The 15,603-nt window shown below is 33.1% G+C and carries 9 protein-coding genes and 4 pseudogenes; 8 read left to right on the forward strand and 5 right to left on the reverse strand.

Going from position 1 to position 15,603, the window contains the following annotated elements; genetic code table 11:
- Positions 1–54: 54 nt before the first annotated feature.
- On the forward strand, positions 55–1,110 hold the full coding sequence (gene hisC, locus ABLV95_RS01405) for a histidinol-phosphate transaminase (protein WP_069833314.1): 1,056 nt from the start codon (positions 55–57) through the stop codon (positions 1,108–1,110).
- A gap of 269 nt (positions 1,111–1,379) precedes the next feature.
- A complete protein-coding gene (locus ABLV95_RS01410) occupies positions 1,380–1,928 on the forward strand; it encodes a 5' nucleotidase, NT5C type (RefSeq protein WP_069833315.1) in 549 nt (182 codons plus the stop codon).
- Positions 1,929–2,141: 213 nt separating this feature from the next.
- Here the strand turns inward: ABLV95_RS01410 and ABLV95_RS01415 are convergent, their stop codons facing one another.
- From ABLV95_RS01415 to ABLV95_RS01435, 5 genes and pseudogenes are all read right to left on the reverse strand, one after another.
- Positions 2,142–3,089, reverse strand: coding sequence for a diacylglycerol/lipid kinase family protein (locus ABLV95_RS01415; RefSeq protein WP_081325331.1), 948 nt, complete (start codon positions 3,087–3,089; stop codon positions 2,142–2,144).
- A gap of 182 nt (positions 3,090–3,271) precedes the next feature.
- Positions 3,272–4,670 (reverse strand): annotated as a pseudogene (locus tag ABLV95_RS01420) (peptide MFS transporter); the annotation flags it as partial.
- Positions 4,671–5,039: 369 nt separating this feature from the next.
- Positions 5,040–6,556: pseudogene (locus tag ABLV95_RS01425) on the reverse strand (peptide MFS transporter).
- Between the two features lie 289 nt (positions 6,557–6,845).
- On the reverse strand, positions 6,846–7,346 hold the full coding sequence (queF, locus tag ABLV95_RS01430; RefSeq protein WP_002508304.1) for a preQ(1) synthase: 501 nt from the start codon (positions 7,344–7,346) through the stop codon (positions 6,846–6,848).
- Between the two features lie 14 nt (positions 7,347–7,360).
- Entirely contained in the window at positions 7,361–8,248 is an 888-nt protein-coding gene (locus ABLV95_RS01435; protein WP_069833320.1) for a DMT family transporter, read from the reverse strand.
- A gap of 710 nt (positions 8,249–8,958) precedes the next feature.
- Here ABLV95_RS01435 and nrdI point away from each other — a divergent pair.
- The 6 genes and pseudogenes from nrdI (at position 8,959) to ABLV95_RS01465 (ending at position 15,555) form a co-directional block, all read left to right on the forward strand.
- Positions 8,959–9,357, forward strand: coding sequence for a class Ib ribonucleoside-diphosphate reductase assembly flavoprotein NrdI (nrdI, locus tag ABLV95_RS01440; RefSeq protein WP_069817878.1), 399 nt, complete (start codon positions 8,959–8,961; stop codon positions 9,355–9,357).
- Positions 9,320–11,426: pseudogene (nrdE, locus tag ABLV95_RS01445) on the forward strand (class 1b ribonucleoside-diphosphate reductase subunit alpha). The gene nrdI and the pseudogene nrdE overlap by 38 nt, the downstream one beginning before the upstream one ends.
- A gap of 116 nt (positions 11,427–11,542) precedes the next feature.
- Positions 11,543–12,511 (forward strand): class 1b ribonucleoside-diphosphate reductase subunit beta, encoded by a 969-nt coding sequence (nrdF, locus tag ABLV95_RS01450; RefSeq protein ID WP_069817880.1) that lies wholly within the window; start codon positions 11,543–11,545, stop codon positions 12,509–12,511.
- A gap of 330 nt (positions 12,512–12,841) precedes the next feature.
- On the forward strand, positions 12,842–13,810 hold the full coding sequence (locus tag ABLV95_RS01455; RefSeq protein ID WP_427705267.1) for an ABC transporter permease: 969 nt from the start codon (positions 12,842–12,844) through the stop codon (positions 13,808–13,810).
- Positions 13,800–14,759, forward strand: a complete 960-nt coding sequence (locus ABLV95_RS01460; protein WP_460876198.1) for an iron chelate uptake ABC transporter family permease subunit — start codon at positions 13,800–13,802, stop codon at positions 14,757–14,759. The genes ABLV95_RS01455 and ABLV95_RS01460 overlap by 11 nt, the downstream gene beginning before the upstream one ends.
- Positions 14,756–15,555, forward strand: a pseudogene (locus tag ABLV95_RS01465) (ABC transporter ATP-binding protein). Before ABLV95_RS01460 ends, ABLV95_RS01465 begins: the two are co-directional and overlap by 4 nt.
- Positions 15,556–15,603 lie beyond the last annotated feature (48 nt).

The following is a 15,603-nucleotide window of genomic DNA, read 5'->3' on the forward strand; positions in this document are numbered from 1 at the left end:
TAATAGTTATTAAGTTTTGAAATTTCTGTAAATTTAAGGAGGCCCGAAGCAACAATGAAAAAGCAAATTGAACAATTATCAGCATATGAACCAGGTTTATCGCCTAGAGCATTGAAAGAAAGTTACGGGATTGAAGGTGAATTATATAAATTAGCTTCAAATGAAAATTTATATGGTCCATCACCAAAAGTTAACGAGGCGATTCAAGCACATTTAGATGAATTGCAATTTTATCCTGAGACCGGTTCTCCATTAATCAAAGAAGCAATCAGTAAGCACTTAAATGTTGATGCATCACGCATTTTATTCGGGGCAGGCCTAGACGAAGTCATTTTAATGATTTCACGTGCGGTACTCACTCCTGGAGATAAAATAGTAACAAGCGAAATGACATTTGGACAATATTATCATAATGCAACCGTAGAAGCTGCAAATGTAGCTCAAGTACCTATGCAAGATGGATGTTTTGATTTAGAAGGTATTTTAGCAGAGATTGACGATGATACGAAACTCGTATGGTTATGTAATCCAAATAATCCCACAGGCACTTATTTTACGCATGAAGAATTACAACACTTCTTAACACGAGTTCCAAGTCATGTTCCAGTAATTATAGATGAAGCCTATGTGGAATTTGTAACGGCGGAAGATTTCCCTGATACATTAGCTTTACAAGAACAATTTACAAATGCGTTTTTATTACGTACATTCTCTAAAGCCTATGGTTTAGCAGGTATGCGTATTGGTTATGTAGTTGCGGCTAAAGAAGCGATTGAAAAATGGAATATTATACGTCCACCTTTTAATGTAGGACGTTTATCTGAATATGCAGCGTTGGCGGCATTAGAAGACCAAGCATACTTAGCATCTATTCGCGAACGTAACGCGCAAGAGAGAGCCAAATTCTTTGAATTAGCTGTAAGTGATAAATTTTATCCAAGCCAAACAAACTTTGTCTATATCAATACAGACAAACCACATGATTTATATGAAGCATTTTTAAATGTTGGCTGTATTACAAGAGCATTTCCTAAAGGTATTCGAGTGACAATAGGCTTTCCAGAGCAAAATGATAAAATGATCGAAGTACTTAAAAGTTTTGACTTTTAATCATAATGAATGATGTTGACGTTCAACGATACTAAAATGTGTATGGAATTTTAAATATAATAACACGATTCATTAAGGTGCTGTGAAGTATGATGTAGATAGCATTAAACATGATTTGAATTATATTTATAAGTACAATTTTGGTTTAGTTGAACGTTATTTGCTATACTTAGAAGTGAAAATAGGAGTTATATGTAGTCACTTGTCACATAGAACTTTGCCTATATATAATAAAGATGGAAGCTATTGAAAAGGGAGTAGAGTAGTAGATGACGAGAAAATCGATTGCTATTGATATGGATGAGGTACTTGCCGATACAGTAGGTGCATTGCTTGAAGACGTGAATAAACGTACGGATTTAGGAATTACATATGAAATGTTAGATGGAATAAAGTTGAGACATGCAATGCCTGAGCATGATGGTCTACTAACAGAAATTTTAAGGGAACCTGGCTTTTTCAGAAGATTACAAGTTATGGATGATGCACAAGATGTCGTTAAAAAACTAACTGAACATTATGATGTATATATTGCAACTGCGGCAATGGATGTACCGACTTCATTCCATGATAAATATGATTGGTTAAGACACTTCTTCCCATTTTTAGACCCTCAGCATTTTGTATTTTGTGGTCGAAAAGACATTGTTAAAGCGGATTATTTAATCGATGATAACCCTAGACAGTTAAGCATCTTTACTGGTACGCCGATTATGTATACTGCAACGCACAATATCAACGATGACAGATTTGATCGTGTGAATAATTGGAAAGATGTTGAGAATTATTTCCTAGGAGATAGTGAGTACAATATTTAATCTTTCAAGTGTTTGAGATATGAGTTTGAGATACAAATATATAGCAACAATACGCTTGTTTAAAAAGAAGGGAGTGGGGCAGAAATATCCCATTCTCAAATTAAAAGCATCAATCTATTATAAACTAATAGATTGATGCTTTTCTATTTAAAATATAACGATTTTTGGAACTACGTGATTGTTTATAATTTAAATCATCGTGTTAAAGCTTAATTACTCTGATTCAGTATCGTTCACTTGTTTATGTTCTGGAAGTGTCAGTATTTGAATAGCATTTGGCACAACTTCGATTTGAAGCGGCGTTTTTAAGTCAACTTCACCATCAATGTCAACTTTCATCTGTGGGTCCGTAGCGATGGTGATTTTCTTCGCTAATACATGTTTAATACCATCCGTCATATTATTCCAATTCATGCTGTCACGTTGTTTAAACACATCGTTTAAGACACTTGTTCTTTCTTCTGTGAAGATAAACGTATTTAAATAACCATCATTAGGAGATAAGTCGGTTAAAGGTATACGACTACCACCTATGAAGGGTCCATTCGCTACTACAAGCATTGTGGTATTACCTTCAATTTCCTTCTCATCGACAGTTAGTTTATAGTCAAAGTGTTCTGGGTTAAGTAAAGTTTTTACTGTAGAACCAACGTAACTTAATTTACCAAAGACATCTTTGTTACCTTCTTGTACGTTCTCGGCATTTTGTACAATAAGCCCCATGCCTACAAAGTTTAAAGCATATTCATCATTTACTTTCATAACATCATAAGATCTTAGTTCTGCTTCCTTAAGTTGTTCACTTGCTACTTTATGACGTGGGTGTAAATTTAATGTTTTTACAAAATCATTAAAAGTCCCGCCAGGTATAATACCGATTGGAATATCTAACTGACTTTGCATCATGCCATTAACGAGTTCATTTACCGTACCGTCCCCACCTAAAATAAAGATAATATCTACATCATCACTATAACTTTGTTCTTTTATTTTTTTACAATAAGTAATAATGTCTCCTTCATTTTCACTTAATTGGATAGAGAGATGCTTACAAAATGTTGTAAGTGATGAGGCAACGTCTCCGAGACCTCTATAAATATCTTTTATACCTGAGTGTTCATGGTAAAATAATACGCCGTGTTTAAATTTTGATTGAGTCAATTTATTCACCATATTTCTTAGAATTTTGATTTACTTATTAAGTTTACCCGATTTTCAAAAAAATAAATAAAAAAGAGAACGGGAGAGAAATCAAAATTTGAAATTTGATTTCGTATTCCCGCTCTCATAGGGCTGACTAGATATGAGACAGCTACTGTGCATGCTTTTATATCATTAAACTATTATTTAATACCACGCATACCCTTGACGATTTTTGGTACAAAGGCAAGGATGATTAGGCTGACTACAATTGCAATTACTCCTAGGAATAGGAAATAATTTTTATAGCCAAGTGGTTCGATAAGTTTGACTAAAGTACCGTTAATGGCTTGAGCACAGGCGTTTGTTAGTAACCATAAACTCATCATTTGCGTGTTGAAGGCTTTAGGTGCAAGTTTTACTGCCGCACTATTACCAGTAGGTGATAAACATAATTCACCAATAACGCAAATAACATATGACAAGATAATCCAGTTTACACTTATCATTGCACCACCCGATGAAATGCCAATTAAGCCAATCATTATGTAAGAAGCACCTGCTAAAAATGCACCTAAGACAAATTTCGTAGCTAAACTTGGCTGACGTCTTGCCATTTTAGCCCAGATAATTGAAATTACTGGTGCAAGTAATACGATGAATAGAGGGTTAATAGATTGGAACCAAGTTGGTCCAAAATCTGTTGTCCATCCAAATAGATTTAATGACATATCACTACTTTCAAGCGCGAAAATGTTTAGCACATTTGCACCTTGTTCTTGAATTGACCAGAAAACTACACCTAAAATAAATAGGGGAATAAAGGCAATGACACGTGAACGTTCATCGGATGTAACTTCTTTACTGCGAATCATAATTGTAAAGTAAATGATAGGTAACGCAACCCCAAGTATCAATACAGTAGTACTTACAATGTTAAATGAAAGTGTTCCAGTTAATCCAGTGATGATTAATACCGCCGCAATAACTACGGCCGCAGCTGCAAATATTAGACCGTATTTCTTTTTCTCACTTTGATTTAAAGGATTCGTAGGTTTCGTTCCTACATCGCCAATATTTTTCTTATTGAAGATCATATACCAAATTAAACCTAATGCCATACCTACTGCGACTATTAAAAAGCCAGCATGGAAATCGCCCGATTTAACGAATTGATCTAATATTAATGGTGAAAGTAGTCCACCTAAATTTACAGACATATAGAAAATAACGAATCCAAGCATCCATACGTGTATCATTTTCAGGATATAGTCTACCTACAATATTAGAAATACTTGGTTTCATTAAACCTGAACCCACGATAATAAAGAACATGGATATGAATAAACCGACAATATCTAATGGTAAACTTAAGAATACATGACCAATGATGATTAGTACGCCACCGTAAAATGTGGCTGAACGCGTACCAGTGATTCTATCAGATATCCAACCTCCAAGTACTGAAGTCATATAGATTAAAGCACCATAAACAGCCATGACTGACTGTGCAGTACCCTTGTCCATACCGAGGCCGCCGTCTTTGATCGCGAAATACATATAAAAGATAAGTAACGCGCGCATCCCGTAATAACTAAACCTCTCCCAAAATTCAACGAAAAATAAAACCCCTAGACCTTTAGGATGTCCAAAAAATCCTTTTTGTGGAATGGATTGGATGGCTTGGTCTTGGGTTTTGTCCTGATTTTGCATAAAAAATTCCCGTCCTTTCTTGCTCCCAATAAAAAAATGTATAAAATAGATTTTACTCCTAATAAAACTAAATTTCAATAATATTCTCACAATAACAATATTCGGAAAATTCAGTTATTTTTTGCAAGTTATTTTATTTGATTTTAATTTTAAAGCATTAACATTTAGTAAAATTAGTCTTTGTTGATAATGTACACAAAAAAGTAGTGGCACAATGAAGTGACACTACTTTTTTAAATCGTATTTAGTTTTGATTGTTTAGTAAACGCCTTTCATAGCACGTCTTACTTTTGGTGAAATCATAAGTAATAGAATACCAATGATTACAGCGATAAGACCTGAGTACATAAAGTAGTCACTTTGATTGATCTTTGTATAGACAACAACAAGTTGAGCGTTAAGCCCTTGTGCAGTTGCATTACTTAGCATCCATAGGCTCATCATACGTGCAGTGAACGTTATTGGTGCTAATTTAGTAGTTGTAGATAAACCTACTGGTGAGATACAAAGTTCACCAATCGTAATCAATAAGAAACTTAGTACAAGCCATAATGGATTGATTAACGCGTTGCCTGTAGCTAATGGAATAATCATAATTAAATAGGAGAAGCCCGCGATAATCGTGCCGATAGCAAATTTATGTACGGTAGGCGGGTTGTACTTTCCTAATTTCATCCAAAGTGTTGCAAAAATTGGTGCTAAGAGCACAATGAAAATTGGATTTAATGACTGCGCCCATGTCTGCAGGTATTGAAAAATCAATTAAGCCGTTTGTTAATTCAGACATTTCTAATTGTGTTTTTTTATCTGCAAATGTTGCAAGTATCGTTGAACCTTGTTCTTGAATCATCCAGAAAGCCACGGAAGTGATATATAAAGGTACGTAACTATAAACACGTGAACGTTCATCTTTTGTTATATTTTTACTTAATATCATATTAAGGAATATGTATACCGGTAATACAATACCTAACAATGTAATTAAGAAACTAAAGTTACCTAATGTTAGAGCATTGTTTAAATGTAAGATCCATAAATATATTAAGAATAAAACGATAACGCCAACAGTAATAAGTACGAATTTTTTGATTTCTGGTCTTGTTAACGGTATTGGCACATTGCGACCAACTAAACCTAAATTCTTTTTACGTTTGAGTGCAAAAACGATTAGACCAAAAAACATTCCAATTGCTCGCTGCTAAAAAACCAGCGTGGAAACCAATTCTAGTTTGCAATTGCCCAGTAATTAAAGGTGAAAGCAAAGCCCCTAAATTAATTCCCATGTAAAATAACGTAAATGCTGCATCACGTCTTGGATCATTGCGTTCGTATAATTCACCAACGGTAGTAGAGATATTTGGTTTTAATAACCCTGTACCTGCGATAATTAGAAGTAAAGCTATCATTGCCGCTGTTAAATTACCCGGAATGGATAAAAGGATATGTCCAAACATGATGAGGAACCCACCATAGAAGACGGCATCTTGCGTTCCAGTAATCCGATCTGCAATCCACCCGCCGATAAGACCAGACATATAAATTAAAGTTCCGTAAATAGCAACAATTTGCATAGCAACTGCTTGGCTAAGCCCGAAGCCACCGTCAGCAACACTATAATATAGATAGAAAATTAATATGGCTTTCATACCATAATAACTGAATCTCTCCCAAAACTCAGTCAAGAATAGTGTGCTTAGTCCTTTTGGATGTCCGAAGAAACCTTTGTTTGGAATACTTTTCATGATTTCTTCGTGACTATGATTTACTTTTTTCATAATTTCCCTCCCCTTAAATGGTTGGATTTATTCTATACTGTTTTCATAAAAAAACAAGTGTGTCCCTGAATTATTCAAATGTAAGTAAATTTTACACTATACATTTAAAAAGTATGGAAATAGGGTGAGAATATCATATTAAAATTTAGTGATTTATACCCGTGAAAGCATATAAAAAACCATCGACTAAATCATGTGATTTAGTCGATGGTTTAATGATGTAGATATATATTGATGTCCCAAAAATTCAATCATTGTAGGTGAGGTGAAGATAAAGAATCGTATTTTATTATCTATTATCTATTTTCTCTGGATAAAGGTCATGATTCATTAAACGATGTTCTGCCATTTTTTCATATTTAGAATCAGGACGGCCATAGTTTGTATATGGATCTATTGAAATACCACCACGCGGCGTGAATTTGCCCCAAACTTCAATATAATGTGGGTCCATTAGATCAATCAGATCATTCATTATAATGTTCATACAGTCTTCATGGAAGTCGCCATGGTTTCTAAAACTAAATAAATAAAGCTTTAACGATTTAGATTCTACCATTTTAATATTAGGAATATAAGAAATATAAATCGTTGCGAAATCAGGTTGGCCAGTAATAGGGCATAATGATGTGAATTCTGGACAATTGAATTTCACAAAATAATCACGACCTGGGTGTTTGTTATCAAATGATTCTAAAACATCAGGTCTATAATCAAAATCATATTTATTGTTTTGATTACCTAATAATGTAATATCTTCTAATTCTTCTTTATTGCGTCCTTCAGTCATTGCATATCGCTCCTTTAGCGTTTAGGTTTTTGTTCTTCCTTTTGAATTGTAAGTGGTTGTCGACGTGCTTTTTCAAACATATAGTAACTGGCACCTATAATAATGATATAGCCTAAGATAGCAAATGAATCTGGTGTTTCACCAAATAAGATAAAGCCAAACGCCGCAGTAAATATAATAGATGCATACGTAAATATTGAAATATCTTTAGCTGGCGCGTAACTATAGGCCAGTGTTATACCAATTTGTCCTGCAGCAGCAGCTAATCCTGCACCGATTAAATAAACAACTTGCATCATAGTCATGGGTTCAAATGTAAACACTGTAAAAGGTATCAATACTATTATGGAAAAGAATGAAAAATAAAAGACAATTGTATAAGGTGCTTCACGTGTACTTAATGCTCTGACACACGTATAAGCACTTGCCGCAAAAATACCAGAGAATAATCCGCCCAAAGCAGGAATCATAGTGGAGGAGAATTCGGGTTTAACAACAAATAACATACCAAAAATGGCCACAATCATAGCTACAAATTGGTAATTACGTACTTTTTCATTTAAGAAGATAATACTTAGTAGTATCGTCCAAAATGGATTAAGCTTCATTAATGTATCTGCATCACTTAAAAGCATATGATCGATAGCGTAGATATTAAGCAACACACCAATCAAACCTAATGTAGAACGAGAAATCAATAAAGGTTGGCTACTTAATTTACCAAATAAGGGTTGTTTATATTTTAAAATAAAATATAGCGGTATAAACATTGCTACTAAATTTCGAGCAAGAGACTTTTGAAATACAGGCAAGTCACCGGCTAATCGGAAGAACACAGTCATAAAACTAAAGCCAACTGCTGAAACTAAGATAGCAATGATACCTTTAACTTTAGGATTCACATGTATCGCCTCAATTTTTAATTTTTAACGTATTCATATTAGCATATATGCTCTGAAGATGTATATATAGTTGAAAATTGAAGGGAAATATATTAAGATGTAAACACGAACAAATGTTCTGTTTATTAAGGGGATTTTTTTACTTATAAGAATGAAATATATGGTGCTTATACATTGTGTTTTGTACAATGTATAAAATGATTTTGTTTAAAAGACGACACATCAAGCGTTGTAAGATTTTTATGAAAAGCAAATAATCAAACCTTAAAATCACAAAAAAATATTTTTTAATTAGTGAACATCACTTTAAGGTTGAATTGGTGCCATTTCTATTGATTATTCAACATTTTGTCATAAATAAAAGCCTTTTAATAATCTTCTGAGTTATGTATAATGAAACACATAATATAGTATTGATGACCAAGACAAAACACAATATATAGTGTTTTAGTACGTGGTCAATTTATTTATAATAAATCAAAATTTATGTAAAATCACACTTTTTTAGGCACTTAAATATGACAAATTAAGCATTAATACTTAATTATTGAGTTTTTACATAACTACATATAGATATTGAAATTACTATATATTGTGGTTAGTTCGAGAAACTAAATTATTTTGATTTTTCAAAGTGCCTTTAAGCATTTAAATACAATACATGATTTTATCATAATAAGATAAATATATTTTAGAAAGTAGGTGATCCGATGAAGGTTGTATATTTTTCATTTTCTGGCAATGTGCGTAGATTCATAAAGCGAACTGAACTTACCAATGTAATGGAAATTACACAAAATAATTGTTCTGAAAGAATGGAAGAGCCTTTCATATTGGTCACTGGAACAATAGGGTTTGGCGAAGTACCGCCACCTGTTCAGTCATTTTTAGATATTAATCACGACTTATTACAAGCTGTTGCGGCTAGCGGAAACCGAAACTGGGGTCAAAATTTTGCAAAAGCTGGACGATCTATTTCGGAACGATATCATGTTCCATTATTAATGAAATTTGAATTACATGGCACAACGAACGATATAAGCGAATTTAAAGATAAGGTGGGACATTTCAATGAAGATTATGGACGAGAAGAAATACAATCATATTGAATTAAATAACGAAGTTACCAAACGTAAAGAGAATGGCTTTTTTGATTTGGAAAAAGACCAAGAAGCATTAACAGTCTATCTAGAAGAGATACAGGATAAGACGATTTATTTTGATACTGAACTTGAACGTCTTCACTATCTCGTTGATAATGATTTCTATTTTGATGTATTTGCAAAATATTCAGTAGAAGATCTAGAAGAAATTACTGAATATGCTAAAAGCATTCCATTTAGTTTTGCGAGTTACATGTCCGCAAGTAAATTTTACAAAGATTATGCATTGAAAACGAATGACAAAAGTCAATATTTAGAAGACTACAAGCAAGACGTAGCAATCGTTGCATTATATTTAGCAAATGGACACAAAGCCACAGCTAAACAGTTTATTTCTGCAATGGTTGAACAGCGTTATCAACCTGCAACACCAACATTTTTAAACGCTGGACGTGCGCGTCGTGGAGAACTTGTATCTTGTTTCTTACTTGAGGCAGACGATAGTTTAAACTCTATCAACTTTATAGATTCTACAGCCAAACAATTAAGTAAAATTGGTGGCGGTGTTGCGATTAACTTGTCTAAATTACGTGCGCGTGGTGAAGCAATCAAAGGTATCAAGGGTGTAGCAAAAGGTGTATTACCTGTTGCAAAATCACTAGAAGGTGGCTTTAGTTACGCAGACCAATTAGGTCAACGCCCAGGTGCTCGGCGCAGTATATTTAAATATCTTCCACTATGACGTTGAAGAGTTTTTAGATACGAAAAAAGTAAACGCTGATGAAGATTTGCGTTTATCTACAATATCAACAGGTTTAATTGTGCCGTCTAAATTCTTTGATTTAGCAAAAGAAGGTAAAGATTTTCATATGTTTGCACCACATACAATTTATAAAGAGTATGGTGTGACATTAGATGATATTGATCTTGATGCATACTACGATGAACTTGTCGCAAATCCAAATATTGATAAAAAGAAAAAAGATGCACGTGACATGTTAAATACAATTGCTCAGACACAATTACAATCTGGTTATCCTTATTTAATGTTTAAAGATAACGCTAATAAAGTTCATGCAAACTCAAATATCGGCCAAATTAAAATGAGTAACTTATGTACTGAAATTTTCCAATTACAAGAAACTTCAATCATTAATGATTATGGTACAGAAGATGAAATTAACCGTGACATCTCTTGTAACTTAGGTTCATTAAATATTGTTAACGTAATGGAATCAGGTAAATTCAAGAATTCAGTACACACTGGTATGGATGCATTAACTGTTGTAAGTGATGAAGCTGATATTCAAAACGCGCCAGGTGTAAGAAAAGCAAATAGTGAACTACATTCAGTTGGTTTGGGTGTAATGAACTTACATGGTTATTTAGCGAAAAATAAAATTGGCTATGAGTCTGAAGAAGCAAAAGACTTTGCGAACATCTTCTTTATGATGATGAATTATTATTCTATTGAACGTTCAATGGAAATTGCTAAAGAGAGACAAGAAACATACAAAGACTTTGATAAATCAGATTATGCCAATGGTAAATACTTTGAATTCTATACTTCACAAACATTCGAAGCGAAATTTGAAAAAGTACGCAAATTATTTGATGGTTTAGAGATACCATCTCCAGAAGATTGGAAAGCATTGCAAAAAGAAGTTGAAGCAAATGGTTTATTCCATGCATATCGTTTAGCGATTGCGCCAACACAAAGTATTTCTTATGTACAAAATGCGACAAGCTCTGTTATGCCAATCGTCGACCAAATTGAACGTCGTACTTATGGTAATGCTGAAACATTTTATCCTATGCCTTTCTTATCACCAGAAACAATGTGGTACTATAAATCAGCATTTAATACAGATCAAATGAAATTAATCGATTTAATCTCAACGATTCAAACACACGTGGACCAAGGTATTTCTACAATCCTTTATGTTAATTCAGAAATATCTACACGTGAATTGTCTCGACTATATGTTTATGCACATCACAAAGGATTAAAATCGTTATATTATACTAGAAATAAACTGTTAAGCGTTGAAGAATGTACAAGTTGTTCGATATAGGATTTTAAGTAACGGATAAGCAAAGTGGTTTTTACAAGCAGACCTAGTCTTTTATATAGATTAGGCTGTAAATCACTGCTTAATTAAATTTTTACTGGATAGGGGAATTTATCTAAATGAAAGCAGTCAATTGGAATACGCAAGAAGACATGACAAATATGTTTTGGCGACAAAATATTTCACAAATGTGGGTAGAAACAGAATTTAAAGTATCAAAAGACATTGCAAGTTGGAAGACTTTATCTGACGCAGAAAAGAACGCCTTCAAAAAAGCTTTAGCAGGTTTAACAGGATTGGATACACATCAAGCAGATGACGGTATGCCACTCATCATGTTACACACAACGGATTTACGTAAAAAAGCAGTCTACTCATTTATGGGTATGATGGAACAAGTCCATGCTAAAAGTTATTCACATATCTTTACAACGTTACTACCTTCCAGTGAAACGAACTATTTATTAGATAAATGGGTTTTAGAAGAACCGCATTTAAAATATAAATCAGATAAAATTGTAAATAATTACCACAAACTTTGGGGCAAAGATGCGTCTGTATATGATCAATATATGGCACGTGTATCAAGTGTATTTTTAGAAACATTCTTATTCTATTCTGGTTTCTATTATCCACTTTACCTTGCAGGACAAGGAAGAATGACAACGTCAGGTGAGATTATACGTAAAATCTTATTAGATGAATCTATCCACGGTGTATTTACAGGTATGGATGCACAAAGTATGCGTAATGAACTGTCAGAAAGTGAAAAACAACAAGCAGATCAAGATATGTATAAGTTATTAGATGACTTGTATAAAAACGAAGTAGCGTACACACATTCACTATACGATGAAGTAGGTATAGCAGAAGATGTACTAAATTATGTTAGATATAATGGTAATAAAGCATTAGCTAACTTAGGCTTTGATTCATACTTTGAAGAAAAAGAATTTAACCCAATTATTGAAAATGCATTAGATACTTCAACGAAAAATCATGACTTTTTCTCAGTTAAAGGCGATGGTTATACATTAGCGTTGAATGTTGAAGCATTAAAAGATGAAGACTTTATATTTGAAGATTAAAAACAATTTGTTGCAGTTATGTAATTTGATTGAGTCTGTTTGAGACTGTATCAATTACATGATGCTACAAGATAATACTAGGAACAATGCTTCCTATTTTAAGTGCTCGCTAGATTTTCCGAAGGGATAATCTAGTGGCTTTTTATTTGTTGAAAGTAATTTTAAGGGTTATTTTTCAATTAATTTACGAATACTTTCACTAAAATGGCCTATTGCTATTGAATTTACCGCCAAAAATGTTAAAATTTTAATATAACTATTGATAATGATTATCAAAACCAATAGTGTTTATGAATTCATTGTACATCGAAAGGATTAGGTTACCTCATTATGAAATTCTTACTTAATGGTATTGTCCTATTTATCATTTTATTATTATTAACTATCCTTTCTCTATTTATTGGCGTTAGTAATGTTTCAATTACAGACATATTCCACTTATCTAAAGAGCAAATAAACATTATTGTATCTAGTAGGATACCGAGAACGGTAAGTATATTAATTTCTGGAAGCACGTTGGCACTTGCAGGATTAATTATGCAACAAATGATGCAAAATAAATTTGTAAGTCCAACAACTGCGGGAACGATGGAGTGGGCTAAGTTAGGTATTTTAATATCGCTAATACTATTTCCAGAAGCGAATATCATTATTAAATTAGTATTTGCAGTCACGCTAAGCATTGGTGGCACCTTCCTGTTTGTGAAATTAGTACAATTTATTCGATTTACTGATGTCATTTTTATCCCACTCTTAGGGATTATGCTCGGTGGTATCGTTTCTAGTTTCGCTACATTTATTGCCTTAAGAACGAATGCGGTGCAAAGTATCGGAAACTGGATGAATGGGAATTTTGCCATTATTACAAGCGGGAGATATGAAATATTATACTTAAGCATTCCTTTATTAGTACTTACATATATATTTGCGAATCAATTTACGATTGCCGGAATGGGGAAAGATTTTAGTAATAATCTAGGTGTTAATTATGAAAAAATAATTAACGTCGGTTTATTTATTACTGCGGCAATTACTGCTTTAGTAGTTGTAACAGTTGGAACACTTCCTTTTTTAGGTTTAATTGTTCCAAATATCGTTTCTATATTCAGAGGAGATCATTTAAAAAACGCATTGCCACATACAGCAATGCTAGGTGCTATTTTTGTAATGTTTTCAGATATAATCGGCAGAATTGTTGTGTATCCATATGAAATCAATATCGGATTAACAATTGGTGTTTTTGGCACTATTATTTTTATAATCTTGCTGATGAAAGGACGACATAACTATGCAAATTAGCGCTAAAACAAAACTATCCATTTTATTTGCAGTAACAGTGGTAGCTGCAGGTCTTTACCTTGTGATAGGTATTGATTTTGATATTTTCCAATATCAATTTTCTAGCCGATTAAGAAAACTGATACTGATGATATTAGTCGGAGCCGCAATCGCAGCTTCAGTAGTGATATTCCAAGCGATTACAAGTAACCGGTTACTAACACCTTCAATTATGGGGCTTGACTCTGTATACATGTTTGTGAAGGTTCTAATCGTGTTTGCATTTGGTGTGCAGTCTGTATTTGTGACTAACTTGTATCTAAGCTTTGCAATTTCATTAATCGTGATGATTGTATTTTCATTACTTTTATTCCAAGGTATCTTCAGAATTGGCGATGTTTCTGTTTATTTCATCCTACTCGTAGGGGTTATACTCGGTACCTTTTTCAGAAGTATTACTGGATTTTTAGAATTAATTATAAATCCAGAAGATTTCTTGGCTGTACAAAGCTCGATGTTTGCAAACTTTGACGCATCTAATACTAAATTAGTCACACTGTGTGGTGTCATATTAGTTATTCTCATATTGATTACGATGCGGGCCATACCATATTTAGATGTACTTTTATTAGGAAAAGATCAGGCGATCAATTTAGGTATATCTTATAAAACGTTAACGAGATTATTACTCATACTCGTTTCAGTGCTTGTATCTATTTCGACAGCACTCGTTGGTCCAATTACATTTTTAGGATTATTAACTGTTAACTTAGCACATGAATTGATGAAGACATATGAACATAAATACATATTACCAACAACGATTTTAATGAGTTGGTTAAGTCTATTCATAGCACAAGGTGTAGTAGAGAATTTATTCCAAGCAACGACGCAAGTAAGTATAATTATTGATTTAGTAGGTGGAAGTTACTTCATTTACTTATTAATAAAAAGGAGACATGCGAATTGATACGTGTACAAGGGCTTAATAAAAATATTCAAGATAAAGAAATTTTAAAAGATATTAATGTTGATATAAATAAAGGACGTCTAACTTCTATGATTGGACCAAATGGCGCTGAAAAAGTACATTGTTAGCCGCAATTACACGCCTAATGGACTTTGAAGATGGTTCTATAGAAATCGAAGGTAAAGCAATTAGTGATTATAAAAGTAATGAATTAGCTAAAAAATTATCGATTCTCAAACAATCTAATCATACAGAGCTCAATATTACAGTAGAGCAATTAGTCAATTTTGGACGATTTCCATACTCTAAAGGTCATCTCAAACAAGAAGATAAAGAACAAGTTGAATATGCGTTGGAATTACTACATCTTAAAGAGATTAGAAATCGCTATATAAAAACATTATCTGGTGGGCAACGTCAACGTGCATATGTAGCCATGACAATTGCGCAAAATACAGATTATATCTTATTAGATGAACCATTGAACAATCTTGATATGAAACATTCAGTTCAAATTATGCAAACATTACGACAACTTGCAAAAGATTTAAATAAAACTGTAATCGTTGTGATTCATGATATTAACTTCGCTTCATGTTATTCAGACGATATTATCGCGTTAAAAGACGGTGAAGTTGTCAAAGCAAGTACAAAAGATGAGGTTATTCAAACAGATACATTAAAAGCTTTATATGACATGGATGTAAGAATTGAAGAAATCCGCGGTCAACGCATTTGTGTGTATTTCGATGAGCTCACAGCAACTCAAGATTTAGAGCTCGCATACTCAATGTAATTCCATTCGTAACATTTGAAGGGAGTGATGCAACTGTAACGTGGTTAT

This window comes from Staphylococcus sp. Mo2-1 (assembly GCF_046721385.1).
Classification (GTDB): domain Bacteria; phylum Bacillota; class Bacilli; order Staphylococcales; family Staphylococcaceae; genus Staphylococcus; species Staphylococcus equorum_A.